Source organism: Nocardia sp. NPDC056564, from assembly GCF_042793755.1.
GTDB lineage: Bacteria > Actinomycetota > Actinomycetes > Mycobacteriales > Mycobacteriaceae > Nocardia.
The window spans coordinates 17,881-32,524 of record NZ_JBHTUR010000004.1; the positions used below are offsets into that span (position 1 = coordinate 17,881).

Consider the following 14,644-nt stretch of genomic DNA (forward strand, 5'->3'; position numbering starts at 1 on the left):
GCAATTTCGATCCGTTGATGTCAGCGGGGCCCGCGCTCGTCTGGACAGTGGTACTTGCCTTTGTCTTCATCGAGTGCGCGGTCATTCTCGGGCTCTTCCTACCCGGCGACTCCATGTTGATCACCGCGGGCATCGTGATGGCGTCCAACGCCTCCGGCGAGGCGCAGGTGTGGGCGTTGTCGGTGGGCACGATGCTCGCCGCCATCGCGGGTAACCAGGTGGGTTACGTGATCGGGGCGCGGACCGGGCATCGCCTGGTGGCGCGCAAGAACGGCCGCTATATCAACACGAAGAACCTGCAACGGGTCACCGAACTGCTGGAGCGACACGGGTTCGTCGCCGTGCTGGTCGCCCGCTGGATTCCCTGGGTGCGCACGCTGTGCCCGACGGTCGCGGGCGCGGCGGGCATGGACCATCGCAAATTCACCATCGCCAGCACGATCGGCGCCATCATCTGGGCGCCGGTGCTGTTGCTCATCGGGTATTACGCGGGCGGCTTCCTCGATCGGGTGCCGTGGTTGATGCCCATCGTGATCGGCACGCTGGTGCTCGGGCTGATCATCGGGACGGTGCTCGGCATCCGGCACTACCGGCAGGAGATGGCCAAGCCCGCCGAGGAGTTCGAGCTGGAGACCTCGCCGAGCGGGATCGGCGAGCCGGAGAACTGAACCCGGGGGCGGCCGGCTCTTGCGCTTACAGGCCCGCCGCGCTGACCAGGTAGGCGGCCTCCATCAGCAGCCAGCCCGACAGCTGTACGGACAGGTCGCGTTCGGGCACCCGGGACGAGGTCACCGAGCCGCCCGGGGTGAACCGGCCCGCCCCGGCGGTGCCGCCGGGCAGCGTCGCAGGCTTGCTCCAGTCGTGCCCGAACAGCGGCTCGCCCTCGACCTCGAGCCGGTTGGCCCAGGCGGCCGTCGCGGAGGCGCGGACGATGTCGGCCGCGAGGCGTCGGTCGTTCTCCTGTTCCTTGTCCTCGCCGGGCAGCATCAGCGCGACCACCGCGAGGTAGCGGGCCAGGATGCCGTTGAACAGCCCGCCGTCGCCACCGCCGCCCCCGCTGACGATGCCCTTGGTGGTCAGGTGTGCTTCGACGGCCGCGAGTAATCGGTGCACCCGCTCGCCGTGCCGCGGCTCACCGGTGTGCACGGCCAATTCGGTTTCCACGCCCAGCACCACGCCCTGGCAGTAACTGAACACCGGGCGCTCGATCTCACCGGCGGGCAGGTGGATTCCGTCCAGGATCAGCCCGGTCTCCGGATCGCGCAGCGTCCGGTCCAGCCAGTCGGCGATCTCCTGGGCGCGCCCGGTCCGGCCGAGCCGCAGCAGCGCGATGGCGGCCGGGCCGTTCGCGGGTGCGTTGTAATAGTCCGAGCCGATGCGCCAGGGCAGGGCGCCGATCGCCGGATCGAAGCCCTCGTAGAGCGGCTTCTCCAACGCGATCAGTCCGCTGCGCGCCTCGGTGACACCCGCGGTCCGCTCGGCCCGTTCCAGCGCGATGGCCAGCCAGGCCATGTCGTCGTAGTACCGGTTGGTCCAGCCGGTGAGGTTGCGTATCCGATGCGAGCGGGCGATCGCGGCGATCCGCTTGCGCCGCACCGGAGTCGGCATCCGGTTGGCCGCGTCGACCGCGCAGTCGATCAGGTGCGCCTGCCACCAGTAGTGCCAGGACCCGAAGGCCCGCTCCCGCTTGGTGGCCGGCCAGCCGACCACGCCCAGCTGGGTCCTCGGCAGCGCCCACAGTGCCCGCAGGTGCCGGGACACGATCGCCGATTCGGCCATGTCCGCCCGCTCGGACCACAGTGCGGGCGTCGCGACGGCGCTCTCCGAGCGCTCACCCAGCGACCGCGGCGTCGAGCGCCGCGGGTCCTGTGCCCTCCGCGTGGTCATGCGTCAATGGTGCCAGCCGAGCCCGGATTCCCGCGCCCGATTTGTTACACAAGCGATGTGTATTTGTACTCGCACCAGGTCGACAGGGTGCGAAGTGGCGTGTCCGTTACCAAGCGGCGTCGAGGTCCGCGTGCTGGCGAACCCAGGCGTGCATGGCGATTCCAGCCGCGACGCCCGCGTTGATGCTGCGGGTCGAGCCGAATTGAGCGATCGAAACCGTCATCGCCGCAGCGTCTTTCGCGTGCTCGGTGACGCCGGGACCCTCTTGACCGAAGAGCAGTAGGCAGTTTCGCGGGAGGTCGGCGGTCTCCAGCGGGACCGAGCCGGGCACGTTGTCCACGGCGACCACGGTGAGCTCCGCGCGTGCGGCGAATTCCAGCAGCTCGGCGACGCTCGCGTGGTGCTCGATGTGCTGGTAGCGGTCGGTGACCATGGCGCCGCGGCGGTTCCACCGCTTCCGGCCGACGATGTGCACGGCCGCGGCGGCGAAGGCATTGGCGGTACGGACCACCGTGCCGATATTGGCGTCGTGGCCGAAATTCTCGATGGCGACATGGAACGGATGCCTGCGCCGGTCGATGTCGGCGACGATCGATTCACGCGTCCAGTACCGGTAGGCGTCGACCACGTTGCGGCGGTCGCCCGCGTCGAGCAGTTCGGGGTCGAGCCGGGGATCGTCCGGCGGCGGCTCGGCGTGCTCGGTGGCCCACGGGCCGACGCCGTGCGGGTGCTCGCCCCACTCGGTGGGCCCGGCCGGGTCCTGCTCCGCCGCGTCCGGCACTGGGTGATTCACTCCGACGATGCTAATTCCGCCCGCGGTCGCGCGATCACGCGGCCGGACCGGCGGCGGTCAGTAGCTGCTGGTACTGCTCCAGACGCCGACCAGGCCGAGCAGGACGAACAGCACGATGAGGACGATGCTGAGAATCGCCAGCGCCGAGGCGATGATCCCGCAGACATAGCCGACCATGACGTTCGAGCGGCCGCCCAGCGCGCCGCCGGAGGCGTCGATCTCGTTGAGCGCCCGCTTGCCCATCACCCAGGCCACCGGACCGATGACCTGGCAGAACACCAGGCTGAGGATGCCGAGGATCAGGATCATCGTGGCCTGCGGGTGTTCCTGCGGTGGTCCGTAGGCCCCGTAGGCTGGGTAGCCGTACGGCGGCTGCTGCGGCGGATAGCTCATCAGCAGGATGGTAGTTGGTGTAGCTGGCTACACCACACATTCGGCGGACAGCTCCATCGAACACCGCCGCCACGCCGACAACCATGGAAGCCATGACCGAGACACACGTCGAACCCACCCTGGTGCTCGACCCGGCGCCCGCACCCGCCGGGAGTTCCGCCGGGCTTTCCGCCGGGCGGGTGGCCCGCGCCGTGCTACGCGCCCCGTTCCAGGCCAGGACCTGGAAAGAACTCGTCTACGTGTTCACCGTGTTCGTCCTCGGCTGCATCGCCCTCGCGTACATGTACGTCGGCTGGGGCGGCGGCCTGGTGATCTCCCTCACCATCGTCGGGCTGCCGATCCTGGCGGTGATCCTGCTCGGCGGCCGGACCTGGGCCCGGATCTACCGGGCGCTGGCCAAGGACCTGCTCGACGCGCCGCTGACCCCGCCGCCGCCGTTCCGGCCGGAGCCGGGCCTGATCGGCTTCGTCAAGGGCGCGTTCACCGACCGGGCCAGCTGGCGGGCCGCGCTGTACCTGCTCGCGCAGGCCGTGCTCGGCGTCGCGGTCGGCTGGTTCGTGCTGCTCGGCATCGCGATGACGGGGTTCGTCGCGCTGTCCCCGCTGGCGTGGTGGCTGTTCGATCCGATCAACGTCGATGCCCAAGGCGTGGAACATCATTCGATGGCCCAGTTCGGCGACTTCTACATCGACAGCTGGCCGCGGGTGCTCGGCTTCGCCGCGCTGGGCGTGCTCGGCTGCTTCCTGCTGCCCTGGGTGCTGCGCGCGGTCTGCTGGATCCACCGGCTGCTCGCGCTCGCCTTGCTGACCGCGACCGCGGGCGATCGGCGGATCATCGAATTGCAGCAGGGCAGGCAGGCCGCGGTCGACGACTCGACGGCCACCCTGCGCCGGCTGGAACGCGATCTGCACGACGGCACCCAGGCCAGGCTGGTCACCATCGCGATGGCGCTGGGCCGGGCCGAGGACCGGTTGTCCGCGGGCGGCGACCCGCGCGACCTGATCGCGGACGCGCACGCCAGCTCCAAAGAGGCACTGACCGAACTGCGCGAGCTGGTCCGCGGAATCCACCCGCCCGCACTGGAACTCGGGCTCGGCCCGGCGCTGGAAACGCTGTCCGCGCGCTGTTCGGTTCCGGTGGAATTGCGCGTGCACCTGCCCGAACGGCCGAGTCCGGCGGTCGAGGCGATCGCCTACTTCTCGGTCGCCGAGCTGCTCACCAACGTGGTGAAGCACGCCGAGGCCACCAGGGCGTGGATCTCGGTGGTGCCGACGGACTCGCGGACCATCGCGGTCACCGTGCGGGACAACGGAATCGGCGGCGTACTCCAACCCGCCCCCGGCGAACTCGCCGCGGGCAGCGGACTGTCCGGCCTGGCCGCCCGCGCGTGCACCGTCGACGGCAGCCTCACCGTGCAGAGCCCGACCGGCGGACCCACCGTGGTGACCATCCTGCTGCCGAAGGACGGCTCGCGGTGACCGAGTCACTACGCATCGTGATCGCCGAGGACAGCGCGATCCTGCGGGACGGGCTCGCCGGTCTGCTGACCGAACGCGGCCACGAGGTGGTCGCCATGATCGGCGACGCGAGCACGCTGAGCGACGTGGTGGGCCTGCACAATCCCGACGTCGCCGTGGTGGACGTGCGGATGCCGCCGAGCTTCACCGACGAGGGCCTGCTGGCCGCCATCGAACTGCGCCGCAAATACCCGATGACCGGCGTGCTCGTCTTCTCCCAGTGGGTCGAAACCCGGTATGCCACCGAGCTTCTGGCCGGCGGCGCGAGCGGCGTCGGTTACCTGCTCAAGGACCGGGTGGCCGACGTCCGCGATTTCGTCGACGCACTCCATCGGGTCGCCACCGGCGGCACCGCCCTGGATCCGGAAGTGGTGAGCCAATTGATGGGCGCGTCCCGCCAGCAGGATTCCCTGACCCGCCTCACCCCGCGCGAACGCGAGGTGCTCGAGCTGATGGCGCAGGGCCTGTCCAACAACGCCATCGCCACCTCGCTCACGGTCACCGAACGCGCGGTGGAAAAGCACATCGGCAACATCTTCACCAAGCTCGACCTGCCCCCGTCGGACACCCACCACCGCCGCGTCCTCGCGGTGCTGCGGCTCAAGGGCTGAGACCGAACGCCCGTTTCGATCAGCTGGCTGCGAGCCGATTTGCGCACGTCAGGGTCGGCGCGCGCCTATCCTGGAGATCCGACAGTCGGGGTGGAGGCTGGGATGGATCACGGGCGTATCTTGCGTACGGTGCTCGGGGTGACCGCCGGGTACCTGGTTGTGCTCGGGGTGTGGCTCGGGTGGGTGGTGCAGCACACGCCGCCGGGGACGTTGCCGTATCAGATCGTGGCGTTGGTCGGGGTGTTCGGCACGTGCGTGGGAATCGGGATGATGCTGGCGGGGCGACCGTCCAAGGCGGACCGGCGGTTGTGGCGCGACGGGCTGGAGGGGTGGGCGACGGTGCACGGGGTGCATCCGTTACGGCGGACGGACCACCACACCGAGTTGACCGAGCTGGATCTGGAGTTGACCATCCCGGGGGCGGAAAGTTACCGGGGGACAATCGTTTTCGACGTGACGCCGGCGGACAAGCCGCGGCTCGCGGTCGGCGAGACGATCTCGATCCGGGTCGATCCGGCGAATCGCGATCGGATCATCGTGGTGCTGTAGCCCCGCACCACTTCTGCTGTCCCGCACCGAGAATCGCAGGCGAATTTCGGTGCGGGGAATCAAGAGTGGTGCGGCTGAGCGGCTTTCGCGTGGGCGGCGGGGTCGGCGAGCAGGAACTGGGCGGCGGCGTAGGTGGCGAGGATGATGCCCTCGGTTATCCGGCGGCTGCGGTCGGTGCGCGCGAACAGGCGGCGGAGCACGATCAGGCCGTCGGAGGCGGTGAACAGTAGTGCGCCGAGGCCCCATCGGCTGCGTGGATCGGCGTTGGGGAGGTTAACGCCCGCAACGGATTTCGCCCCTGGCGCCAGCGCCGGATCCGAGGCCAGCACACCCGCGGTGCCCAGCGTCGCGCCGTACGCGGTCAACGGCATCGCCACGCCCGGCGCCTTCGCGCGCAGCAGCACCGCCGCGCCGAGCCAGGCGACCAGCCGCGGCACCGCCACCTCGGCGTGCGGCCGCGCGCCCTTGCGCAACCACAGCGCCGAGTACCCGGCCTGCATCACCGCGAACGACGACGCCCCGGCGATCAACCGGCGATCGTCGTCCGGATCGATGAGCAGGATGTCACCGAGCGTCGCGGCGCCGAGCGAACCGAGCAGCACCGCACGATCCGTGCGCTCGATATCGGTCCCCTCGGTCACCACATCGGCCGCCAGCAGCGGCATCATCAGGGGTTTCGCGACCCACTGCACCCTCTCCCTGCCGGTGACGCCGGCATAGACGGTGGCAGCGGCCGCGGCGAGAAACCCGGCCCGGAACAGGCGCATTACTTCAGAAGCTCGGCTCGACCGGCTTGGGTGGCAGCGTGACGACCTGGCCCGCGTAGCTGAGCCCGGCGCCGAACCCGAGCAGCAGCGCCAGCTGACCGCCCTTGGCCTTGCCGGTGACCAGCATCTCCTCCATCGCCAGCGGAATCGACGCGGCGGAGGTGTTGCCGGTCTGCACGATGTCGTTGGCCATCGGGATGTCGTCGGCCAGGCCGAGGTTCTTCTTCATCAACTCGTTGATCCTGGCGTTGGCCTGGTGCGGGATGAAGACCTCGATGTCTTCCTTGGCCACCCCCGACACCTCCAGCGCGGTGGACAGCGCGCGCGGCAAAGTGACCGCGGCCCAACGGAAGACGCGCGGGCCCTCCATCCGCAGCGACATCCGGCCGATCGGCTCGACCGCCGGGTCGGTGCCCTGCATGGCCTGCGCCTTCTCCATGTAGTCGAGGAAGTTCACGTCCTGGGCGATCGCGGAGGCGTTCTCGCCGTCGCTGCCCCAGACCGTCGGCGAGATCCCGTTCTCCTCGGCCGGGCCGATCACCACCGCGCCCGCGCCGTCCCCGAAGATCATCGCGGTGCCGCGGTCGGTCGGGTCCAGGCCGACGGTCATCGTCTCCGCGCCGATCAGCAGCACGTACTCCGCCGAACCGGCCCGGATCAGGTCCGCCGCCACGCCGAGGCCGTAGCCGAAGCCGCCGCAGCCGGAGGTCAGGTCGAACGCCGGGATCCCGTTGATGCCGAGGTCGTGCGCGACCGACGGGGCGCCGTGCGGGGTCAGCATCAGCCAGCTCGACGTGGCCAGGATCAGCGCGCCGATCTTCGACCGATCGATGCCGCTGTTGACGATCGCCCGCTCACCGGCCGCGGCCGCGATCGACTGCAGGGTCTCGTCGCCGCTGATCCAGCGCCGGGTCTGGATGCCGGTGCGCTCGAAGATCCACTGCGGGGTGGAGTCGAGGACTTCGCACACTTCTTCGTTGCTGACGATTCGCTGCGGTCGATAGGCACCGATACCGAGCATCGCAACGTTGTCGCGATTTTTGTTGATTGCAATGCTCACCACTGGAGATGACCCTTCACCTTTGAAGAACTTGACCGCTGTCCAGGCTAGCTGAGGGCCAAATCCTTCAGCCCGAGGATGGATCGATACTCCAGGCCCTCGGCCGCGATCACCTGATCGGCCCCGGTTTCCCGGTCTACCACGGTGGCCACGCCGACCACGGTCGCGCCCGCGTCGCGCAGCGCGCGCACGGCCGTGAGCGGGGAGTTTCCGGTGGTCGTGGTGTCCTCGACGACCAGCACCCGCTTGCCGACGATGTCCGGCCCCTCGATCTGGCGCTGCATGCCGTGCGCCTTCGCCGCCTTGCGCACCACGAAGGCGTCGATCGGCCTGCCCGCCGCGTGCATGACCGCGAACGCGACCGGGTCGGCGCCCATGGTGAGCCCGCCGACCGCGTCGAAGTCCCAGTCCGCGACCAGCTCGCGCAGCAGCTTGCCGATCAGCGGTCCCGCGCCGTGGTGCAGCGTCGCGCGCCGCAGGTCGACGTAGTAGTCGGCCTCTTTGCCCGAGGACAGGGTGACCCTGCCGTGCACGACGGCCAGCTCGCGCACGAGCGCCGCCAATCTGTCTCGGTCCGAACCGGCCGCGGTACCCAGCGCCGACTCCTTGGTGGTTGCCTCGTCGATCATTCCTAAGTCCTTCCGCGTGTGTCGAACAAGCCGCGATTCAGTCGGGCCGCCAGGGTTCGCGGGATCATCCCGGCGACGGTTCTCAGCGTTGCGTACTGCAGGCTTCGGCAGCGACGACGTGTCGATACCGGCTCGCTCATTGGGATTCGGTGCGCGAATCCCGGGCACCGGGCCTGGACCTGTTCGGCCAGTCCACCTGCCAACCCTTCCGTGAAGGATACGACCTGGGTCGCGGCCGCCGGACCCGTCGAACCGCGCCCGGAACGCACCCCGGCCACGCTGTCGGGGGTTGACCGACCGATCCGTCGGCCGCGGCGATCATAGACGGACGCGGGGGACGCCGGTTACTGCGGCACAGGTCCCTGGTACGGACGGAAGCCGGGATGGAACGGGCCGCCGGGCGGTTGGGCCGCCGCGTCGTCCGCGCGGGCGGCCGGGCGACGGTCGGGCTCCTCGGCCCAGTCGTCGTCGGCGGGGCGCTCGTCGCGCTGCGCGGGCATCCACTTGTCGCGCGGTTCCGGAGCCTGTTCGCGTGGTTCCGGCGACCATTCCTCGCGTCGTTCCGGCGTCCACTCGTCGTCGGTCTTGCGCTCCTCGCGGACCCGGGCCCGTGCGTCCGGCACCACGGCCAGCGACGGGCGGCGCGGCGGTTCCGGTTCGTCCGGCGCGGACAGCGGGGCGCGGTCCGCGCCGTAGTCCTGCTCGGCGAACGGGGGTTCGTCGAAGTCCTCGTCCTTGCGCAGCCGCGGCGGCTGCACCCTGCCGCCGCCGAGCGGTTCGTCCAGCTCGTCGCCCTCGGACTCGTCCGGGCGCTGCCTGCCGCGCGGCCGCGGGCGGCCGGGGTCGTGCCCGCCGTTGTCGAAGCGCGGCTCACTCACCGGGGGCAGCACGTGCAGCAGGCCGGACAGGCGCAGCACCGCGTCGATCGAGGTCTCCCACTCGCGCGAGGAGGTGCCGACCGACAGCATGCCCAGCGTCCAGTTGCCCTCGCTCCAGAGCATCTGCACGGTGTCGGGCAGCGTCTCGATGAACGCCACCATCCGCTGATCGACGGCGTGCCTGGCGATTTCCGGATTGGTCGCGAAGACCACCCGGTCGCCGATCGCGCCGAGCAGTTCCAGGTCGGCATCCTTCGGCGGCGACGCGGTCTTGAGCCGCATGTCGACATCGATGTCCGAGCCGATCTGCCTGCGCACCGCGATCAGCGTCGCGGAGTCCTCCAGATCGAAGAGCACGAACTTCTCGCCCTTGCGGATACCGGACACCACATCGACCGCGGAGAGGTAGCCGAGCTTGGCCAGCGCACCGCGACGCCAGGTCGATGGCAGCGCGGGCTCCACCGACACATACGTGTAGCCCTGGGATTTCGCCCAGACCTGCCGCGCGTGACCGGTCCGCTGTCGCTGGATCCGATCGAAATACAGCAATACGATCGCACCCACGAGTGCGATCGCCGCCAAGCCGAACCACATTGCCGTCATCGGTGTCTAGCCTATCCAGCTCGGGGGGCGAATGCCCGTCGCCACCCGGCGTCGGTGCTGCGGGTCGTTCATCGTCCGCCGCCGGGCAGTGCGGTACTGATGATCACCTTGGCCTGAATCGATCCGTCCGCACCCTTGTCACCCTGGATCAACACGATGTCGCCCGCGGGCAGATCGGACACCTTGGTGCCGGACATCGAGATCACCTGGGTGTTCGCGTCGGTGCGCACGGTGACCGTGGCGCCGAGCAGGGTGCTGATGGTGAGCGTGCCGCCGTCGTTGGTGTTGATGGTGCCCATGGTCGCACCGAGGTTCTCGATGCCACCGCCGAGACCGGGCACGCTCGGAATCCCGCTCGGCGTGGGCCGCGGTGAACCGGGCAGCGGCCGCGCGGTCGGAACCGCCGAGGTGCTCGCGGCACTGGTGGACGACGAATCGTTGTTGGCCAGCAGCACTCCCCCGATGACGCCGACGACGGCGATCAGCGCGACGCCGCCGAGGCCCAGCGCGATCCACAGACCCGTGTTGCGCCGCCGCGGGGGTTCCGGCGGCGGCATGCCCGGCCCGGGCGGGACGCCGTCGACCGGCGGCGCGCCCTGCCACTGATTGCCGTAGGCGCTTTCGTACGCACCCCACTGGTTGTCGTGCGGCGGGAACTCACGGGTGGCGTTCGGCGGGGGCGCTGACCACGGCTCGAACTGCTCGGTCGCCGGATACGCCGAGGGCGCGCCGGACCCGTACGCCTCGGAGTACTCCGTGGTGTGCAGCGGCTGCTCGAACCCGGACTTGCCCGCCAGGTGCTCGGTCGGAGCATCCTCCGGCCGCTGCCCCCACGGATCGTTCGGGTTGGTCATGGCTTCCAGGTTAAGCGTTCCGGGGAGTCGGCGGTCGATACCCGAGGCATCGACCGCCGACTCGCCAGTACCTAACTGCCGACGATCAGCCCGTCACCGTCCGGCGAGACCGTCACCTTCACCGTGTCGCCGTCGGTAATCTCGCCGCCCAGTAGCTCTTTGGCGAGGGTGTCCCCGATCGACTGCTGGACCAGCCTGCGCAGCGGTCGCGCACCGTAGACCGGGTCGTAACCGCGCACCGCCAGCCAGAACCGGGCCGAGTCGCTCACGTCCAGCTTCAGCCTGCGCTGGGCCAGCCGCTTCTGCAGCTGGTCGAGCTGGATGTCCACGATGTGCTCGAGCTGCTCCTCGTTCAACGCGTGGAACATCACCACGTCGTCGAGGCGGTTCAGGAACTCCGGCTTGAACGCCGAACGCACCGCGTTCATCACGAACTCGCGATCGCCACCCGCACCGAGATTGGAGGTCAGGATGAGGATGGTGTTGCGGAAGTCCACCGTGCGACCCTGGCCGTCGGTGAGCCGTCCCTCGTCGAGCACGGCGAGCAGGATGTCGAACACATCCGGGTGCGCCTTCTCGATCTCGTCGAACAGCACCACCGTGTACGGCCTGCGCCGCACCGCCTCGGTGAGCTGACCGCCCTGGTCGTAACCGACGTATCCGGGCGGGGCGCCGACCAGGCGGGCCACCGAGTGCTTCTCGCTGTACTCGCTCATGTCGATCCGGACCATGGCGCGTTCGTCGTCGAACAGGAAGTCCGCCAACGCCTTCGCCAGCTCCGTCTTACCGACGCCGGTCGGGCCGACGAACATGAACGAGCCGGTCGGCCGGTTCGGGTCGGCGACCCCGGCGCGCGCCCGGCGCACCGCGTCCGACACCGCCTGTACCGCCTCGGTCTGGCCGACCACGCGGCGGCCCAGCTCCTGCTCCATCCGCAGCAGCTTCTGGCTTTCGCCCTCGAGCAGCCTGCCCACCTGGATGCCGGTCCACGCCGAGACCACCTCGGCGATGTCGTCGGGCCCGACCTCCTCCTTGAGCATGACCTCGCCGTCGGCGGCGGTGCCGGAGGCCTTTTCGGCCTCGACGAGTTGCTTCTCCAGCGCCGGGATCTTGCCGTAGCGCAGCTCGGCGGCCTTGCCCAGATCGCCGTCGCGCTCGGCCCGTTCGGACTCCCCGCGCAGCGACTCCAGCTCCTCCTTGAGCACGCGGACCTGATCGATGGCGCTCTTCTCGTTCTGCCAGCGGGTCATCAGCTGGTTCAGCTTCTCCCGGTCGTCCGCGAGTTCCGAACGCAACTTCTCCAGCCGCTGCTTGGAGGCCTCGTCGGTCTCCTTGCTCAGCGCGACCTCTTCGATCTCCAGGCGCCGCACCGCGCGCTCGACCTCGTCGATTTCCACCGGGCGCGAGTCGATTTCCATCCGCAGCCGCGAGGCCGACTCGTCGACCAGGTCGATCGCCTTGTCCGGCAGGAACCGGGAGGTGATGTAGCGGTCGCTGAGCGTGGCGGCGGCGACCAGCGCGGAGTCGGTGATGCGCACGCCGTGGTGCACCTCGTAGCGCTCCTTGATGCCGCGCAGGATGCCGACGGTGTCCTCCACCGACGGCTCGCCGACCAGCACCTGCTGGAACCGGCGCTCCAGGGCGGCGTCCTTCTCGATGTGCTTGCGGTACTCCTCCAGCGTGGTCGCGCCGACCAGGCGCAGCTCACCGCGGGCCAGCATGGGCTTGATCATGTTGCCCGCGTCCATCGCGGACTCGCCGGTCGCGCCGGCGCCGACGATGGTGTGCAGCTCATCGATGAACGTGATGATCTGTCCCGCACTGTTTTTGATGTCTTCCAGCACGGCCTTGAGCCGTTCCTCGAACTCGCCGCGGTACTTCGCGCCCGCGACCATCGCGCCGAGGTCGAGCGAGACCACGGACTTGCCGCGCAACGACTCCGGCACGTCACCGGCCACGATGCGCTGGGCCAGGCCCTCGACGATGGCGGTCTTGCCGACGCCGGGCTCGCCGATCAGCACCGGGTTGTTCTTGGTGCGCCGGCTCAGCACCTGGACCACGCGCCGGATCTCGGTGTCGCGCCCGATCACCGGATCGAGCTTGCCCGCGCGGGCGGCCTCGGTGAGGTTGGTGGAGTACTTCTCCAGCGCCTGGTAGCTGCCCTCGGGGTCGGGGCTGGTCACCCTGGCGCTGCCGCGCACGGCGGTGAACGCCTCGCGCAGCGCGTCGGCGCTCGCGCCGTACTTCTTCAGCAGCATGGTCACATCCGAGTCGCCGGCGGCCAGGCCGACCATGACGTGCTCGGTGGAGACATACTCGTCGCCCAGTTCGGTGGCCAGGCGCTGGGCCGCGGTGATCGCGGCCAGCGCCTCGCGGCCGAGTTGCGGGGTGGTGGTGGCGCCGGTCGCGCTGGGCAGCCGGTCCACGATGTCCTGGGCCTCGCGCCGGACCGTCGCCGGATCGACGCCGACCGCCTTGAGCAGCGGGGCGGCGATGCCGTCGGTTTGATCCAGCAACGCCACCAGCAAGTGGGCCGGACGAATCTCCGGGTTGCCCGCAGCTGAGGCCGCCTGCAGTGCGGCGGTCAAGGCCGCCTGAGTCTTGGTGGTGGGATTGAACGAGTCCACAGTTACCTTCCTACTAGTCGATTCCCGCGGCATCGAGAGCATTCGGTCAGTGCAGTGACGACCTTGGTCGACTCGTCCGCCCGACGCGTTCGCACGCGCCTCGTTGCCGTTCTGTACCGTCCAACGCACGAAAGGTTGAGTCTGTTCCGCTCAAGTTTGGTTTTCTCGCCGATCCCGAACCGCCCGCTCCCGCGCGGCGCGTGCGCAGGTAGAACGCTACGCCCGACACCGCGCCAATGCGATGAATCACAGCGTCGATGGGGTATGGATGCATACGATGACGTTTGCCGTTAGTTGATGCATCAAAGAGCGCTTGCCGGCACGCAGGTGCGAGGCCGCACTCTTCAGCCCGATTCAAGGAGCGAATGGATGCGCGCGATTGTCGTACGGAAGTTCGGAGCCCCGCCGGAGTTGACCGACATGCCGGTCCCCGAACCCGGGCCGGGGGCGGTGCGGGTGCAGCTGGAGGCCGCAGGCGTCAACCCGTTCGACGCGAAGATGGCCGACGGATTCCTGGACGGCAAACTGCCACACGACTTTCCGATGATCCTCGGGGTGGACGGCGCGGGCGTGATCGCCTCGGTCGGGCCCGGCGTCACCCGGTTCGCCGTCGGCGACCGAGTGGTCGGCAAGTTCCTCACCCCACCGGCCGGCCACGGCAGCTTCGCCGAATACGCGGTCCTCCCGGAGGCGGCCACCCTGGTGCGGATCCCCGAGGGCGTGCCGACCGCGGCCGCCGCGGCCCTGCCCACCGCGGGCGTCACCGCGCAGGACATGGTGGACGCCACCAAGATCGAGCCCGGCCAGACCGTGCTGATCGTCGGCGCCACCGGCGGCGTCGGCTCGTTCCTCGTGCAACTGGCCAATATGGCCGGCGCGAACGTCATCGCCACCGCCCGCGCGGCGGTCGCCGACCAGATGACCAGGCTCGGCGCGGCCGAGACCGTCGACTACACCGCGGGCTCGATCCGCGACCAGGTCGGCGCCGCCCACCCCGACGGCATCGACATCCTCTACGACCTGGTCGGCCCGCCCGCGGCGGTCGCCGAACTGACCACCCTGGTGCGCGACGGCGGCACCGTCTACTCCACCGTCTTCGCCGCCGACGAGGACGCCCTGCGCGCCCGCGGCATCCGCGGCGGCAACCTCGAATCCAGCGGCCGCGCACCGGAATTGGCCCGACTACTGGACCGGGTAGCGGAGGGCGACGTGGTCGTCCCGATCGACGCCACCCTGCCGCTGGCCGACGGCGTCACCGCCCTCGGCGCCACCGGCGCCCGCGGCAAAACGGTGCTCACCATCTGAGCAACCTCCCGCGTCGTGCATAAAACGCCTTCAGCAAACATTTGCCCAAGCCACGAGCTACCATCTGGCCAGGCAACCTGTCCGGGATGATCCGACCTCCCGCGCGAGCGCCGGCGAGTATGCCCCACGGACACCGGGCGCTCGGGTTCCAGCCGAGCGCAAGCTCGGCGT

General features: G+C 69.6%; 14 protein-coding genes. 5 read left to right on the forward strand and 9 right to left on the reverse strand.

Features of this window, described 5'->3' with window-relative positions; translation table 11 throughout:
* Positions 1 to 17: 17 nt before the first annotated feature.
* Positions 18 to 668 (forward strand): DedA family protein, encoded by a 651-nt coding sequence (locus ACFQ9K_RS11440; protein ID WP_378723962.1) that lies wholly within the window; start codon positions 18 to 20, stop codon positions 666 to 668.
* A 25-nt stretch (positions 669 to 693) separates the two neighbouring features.
* On the opposite strand, the gene ACFQ9K_RS11445 is transcribed toward ACFQ9K_RS11440, so the two are convergent.
* From ACFQ9K_RS11445 to ACFQ9K_RS11455, 3 genes are all read right to left on the reverse strand, one after another.
* Complete coding sequence (locus tag ACFQ9K_RS11445) at positions 694 to 1,779, reverse strand: glycoside hydrolase family 76 protein (RefSeq protein WP_378723978.1); 1,086 nt, start codon at positions 1,777 to 1,779, stop codon at positions 694 to 696.
* Positions 1,780 to 1,993: 214 nt separating this feature from the next.
* Positions 1,994 to 2,680, reverse strand: coding sequence for a TrmH family RNA methyltransferase (locus tag ACFQ9K_RS11450; protein WP_378723959.1), 687 nt, complete (start codon positions 2,678 to 2,680; stop codon positions 1,994 to 1,996).
* Between the two features lie 57 nt (positions 2,681 to 2,737).
* The gene (locus ACFQ9K_RS11455; RefSeq protein ID WP_378723956.1) at positions 2,738 to 3,073 is read right to left on the reverse strand and encodes a DUF4190 domain-containing protein; all 336 of its coding nucleotides are present in this window, start codon (positions 3,071 to 3,073) and stop codon (positions 2,738 to 2,740) included.
* A 92-nt stretch (positions 3,074 to 3,165) separates the two neighbouring features.
* Between ACFQ9K_RS11455 and ACFQ9K_RS11460 the strand changes: the two genes are divergently transcribed.
* From ACFQ9K_RS11460 to ACFQ9K_RS11470, 3 genes are all read left to right on the forward strand, one after another.
* Positions 3,166 to 4,551 (forward strand): sensor histidine kinase, encoded by a 1,386-nt coding sequence (locus ACFQ9K_RS11460; RefSeq protein WP_378723953.1) that lies wholly within the window; start codon positions 3,166 to 3,168, stop codon positions 4,549 to 4,551.
* On the forward strand, positions 4,548 to 5,201 hold the full coding sequence (locus ACFQ9K_RS11465; RefSeq protein ID WP_378723951.1) for a LuxR C-terminal-related transcriptional regulator: 654 nt from the start codon (positions 4,548 to 4,550) through the stop codon (positions 5,199 to 5,201). The genes ACFQ9K_RS11460 and ACFQ9K_RS11465 overlap by 4 nt, the downstream gene beginning before the upstream one ends.
* Positions 5,202 to 5,303: 102 nt before the next feature.
* Positions 5,304 to 5,750 (forward strand): hypothetical protein, encoded by a 447-nt coding sequence (locus tag ACFQ9K_RS11470; protein WP_378723948.1) that lies wholly within the window; start codon positions 5,304 to 5,306, stop codon positions 5,748 to 5,750.
* Positions 5,751 to 5,809: 59 nt separating this feature from the next.
* On the opposite strand, the gene ACFQ9K_RS11475 is transcribed toward ACFQ9K_RS11470, so the two are convergent.
* The 6 genes from ACFQ9K_RS11475 to clpB all read right to left on the reverse strand — a co-directional run bounded on the left by ACFQ9K_RS11475 (position 5,810) and on the right by clpB (position 13,168).
* Entirely contained in the window at positions 5,810 to 6,517 is a 708-nt protein-coding gene (locus ACFQ9K_RS11475) for a lysoplasmalogenase (protein ID WP_378723945.1), read from the reverse strand.
* A gap of 4 nt (positions 6,518 to 6,521) precedes the next feature.
* Positions 6,522 to 7,580 carry a beta-ketoacyl-ACP synthase 3 gene (locus ACFQ9K_RS11480; RefSeq protein WP_378723943.1) on the reverse strand — a complete coding sequence of 353 codons (1,059 nt, stop codon included), beginning with the start codon at positions 7,578 to 7,580 and terminating at the stop codon, positions 6,522 to 6,524.
* Positions 7,581 to 7,624: 44 nt separating this feature from the next.
* Entirely contained in the window at positions 7,625 to 8,206 is a 582-nt protein-coding gene (gene pyrE / locus ACFQ9K_RS11485; RefSeq protein ID WP_378723940.1) for an orotate phosphoribosyltransferase, read from the reverse strand.
* Between the two features lie 344 nt (positions 8,207 to 8,550).
* Positions 8,551 to 9,687 (reverse strand): hypothetical protein, encoded by a 1,137-nt coding sequence (locus ACFQ9K_RS11490; RefSeq protein ID WP_378723937.1) that lies wholly within the window; start codon positions 9,685 to 9,687, stop codon positions 8,551 to 8,553.
* 68 nt (positions 9,688 to 9,755) lie between these two features.
* Entirely contained in the window at positions 9,756 to 10,541 is a 786-nt protein-coding gene (locus ACFQ9K_RS11495; RefSeq protein ID WP_378723934.1) for a DUF5666 domain-containing protein, read from the reverse strand.
* Between the two features lie 71 nt (positions 10,542 to 10,612).
* Entirely contained in the window at positions 10,613 to 13,168 is a 2,556-nt protein-coding gene (gene clpB / locus ACFQ9K_RS11500; RefSeq protein ID WP_378726340.1) for an ATP-dependent chaperone ClpB, read from the reverse strand.
* Between the two features lie 369 nt (positions 13,169 to 13,537).
* Between clpB and ACFQ9K_RS11505 the strand changes: the two genes are divergently transcribed.
* Positions 13,538 to 14,473, forward strand: a complete 936-nt coding sequence (locus ACFQ9K_RS11505; protein ID WP_378726338.1) for an NADP-dependent oxidoreductase — start codon at positions 13,538 to 13,540, stop codon at positions 14,471 to 14,473.
* Positions 14,474 to 14,644 lie beyond the last annotated feature (171 nt).

Bases quoted from the DNA above. Each gene is read 5' to 3' on its own strand.
- pyrE (WP_378723940.1), bottom strand. From the start codon at position 8,206: ATGATCGACGAGGCAACCACCAAGGAGTCGGCGCTGGGTACCGCGGCC.
- ACFQ9K_RS11475 (WP_378723945.1), bottom strand. From the start codon at position 6,517: ATGCGCCTGTTCCGGGCCGGGTTTCTCGCCGCGGCCGCTGCCACCGTC.
- ACFQ9K_RS11440 (WP_378723962.1), top strand. From the start codon at position 18: ATGTCAGCGGGGCCCGCGCTCGTCTGGACAGTGGTACTTGCCTTTGTC.
- ACFQ9K_RS11470 (WP_378723948.1), top strand. From the start codon at position 5,304: ATGGATCACGGGCGTATCTTGCGTACGGTGCTCGGGGTGACCGCCGGG.
- ACFQ9K_RS11445 (WP_378723978.1), bottom strand. From the start codon at position 1,779: ATGGCCGAATCGGCGATCGTGTCCCGGCACCTGCGGGCACTGTGGGCG.
- ACFQ9K_RS11455 (WP_378723956.1), bottom strand. From the start codon at position 3,073: ATGAGCTATCCGCCGCAGCAGCCGCCGTACGGCTACCCAGCCTACGGG.
- ACFQ9K_RS11495 (WP_378723934.1), bottom strand. From the start codon at position 10,541: ATGACCAACCCGAACGATCCGTGGGGGCAGCGGCCGGAGGATGCTCCG.
- ACFQ9K_RS11490 (WP_378723937.1), bottom strand. From the start codon at position 9,687: ATGACGGCAATGTGGTTCGGCTTGGCGGCGATCGCACTCGTGGGTGCG.
- ACFQ9K_RS11460 (WP_378723953.1), top strand. From the start codon at position 3,166: ATGACCGAGACACACGTCGAACCCACCCTGGTGCTCGACCCGGCGCCC.
- ACFQ9K_RS11505 (WP_378726338.1), top strand. From the start codon at position 13,538: ATGCGCGCGATTGTCGTACGGAAGTTCGGAGCCCCGCCGGAGTTGACC.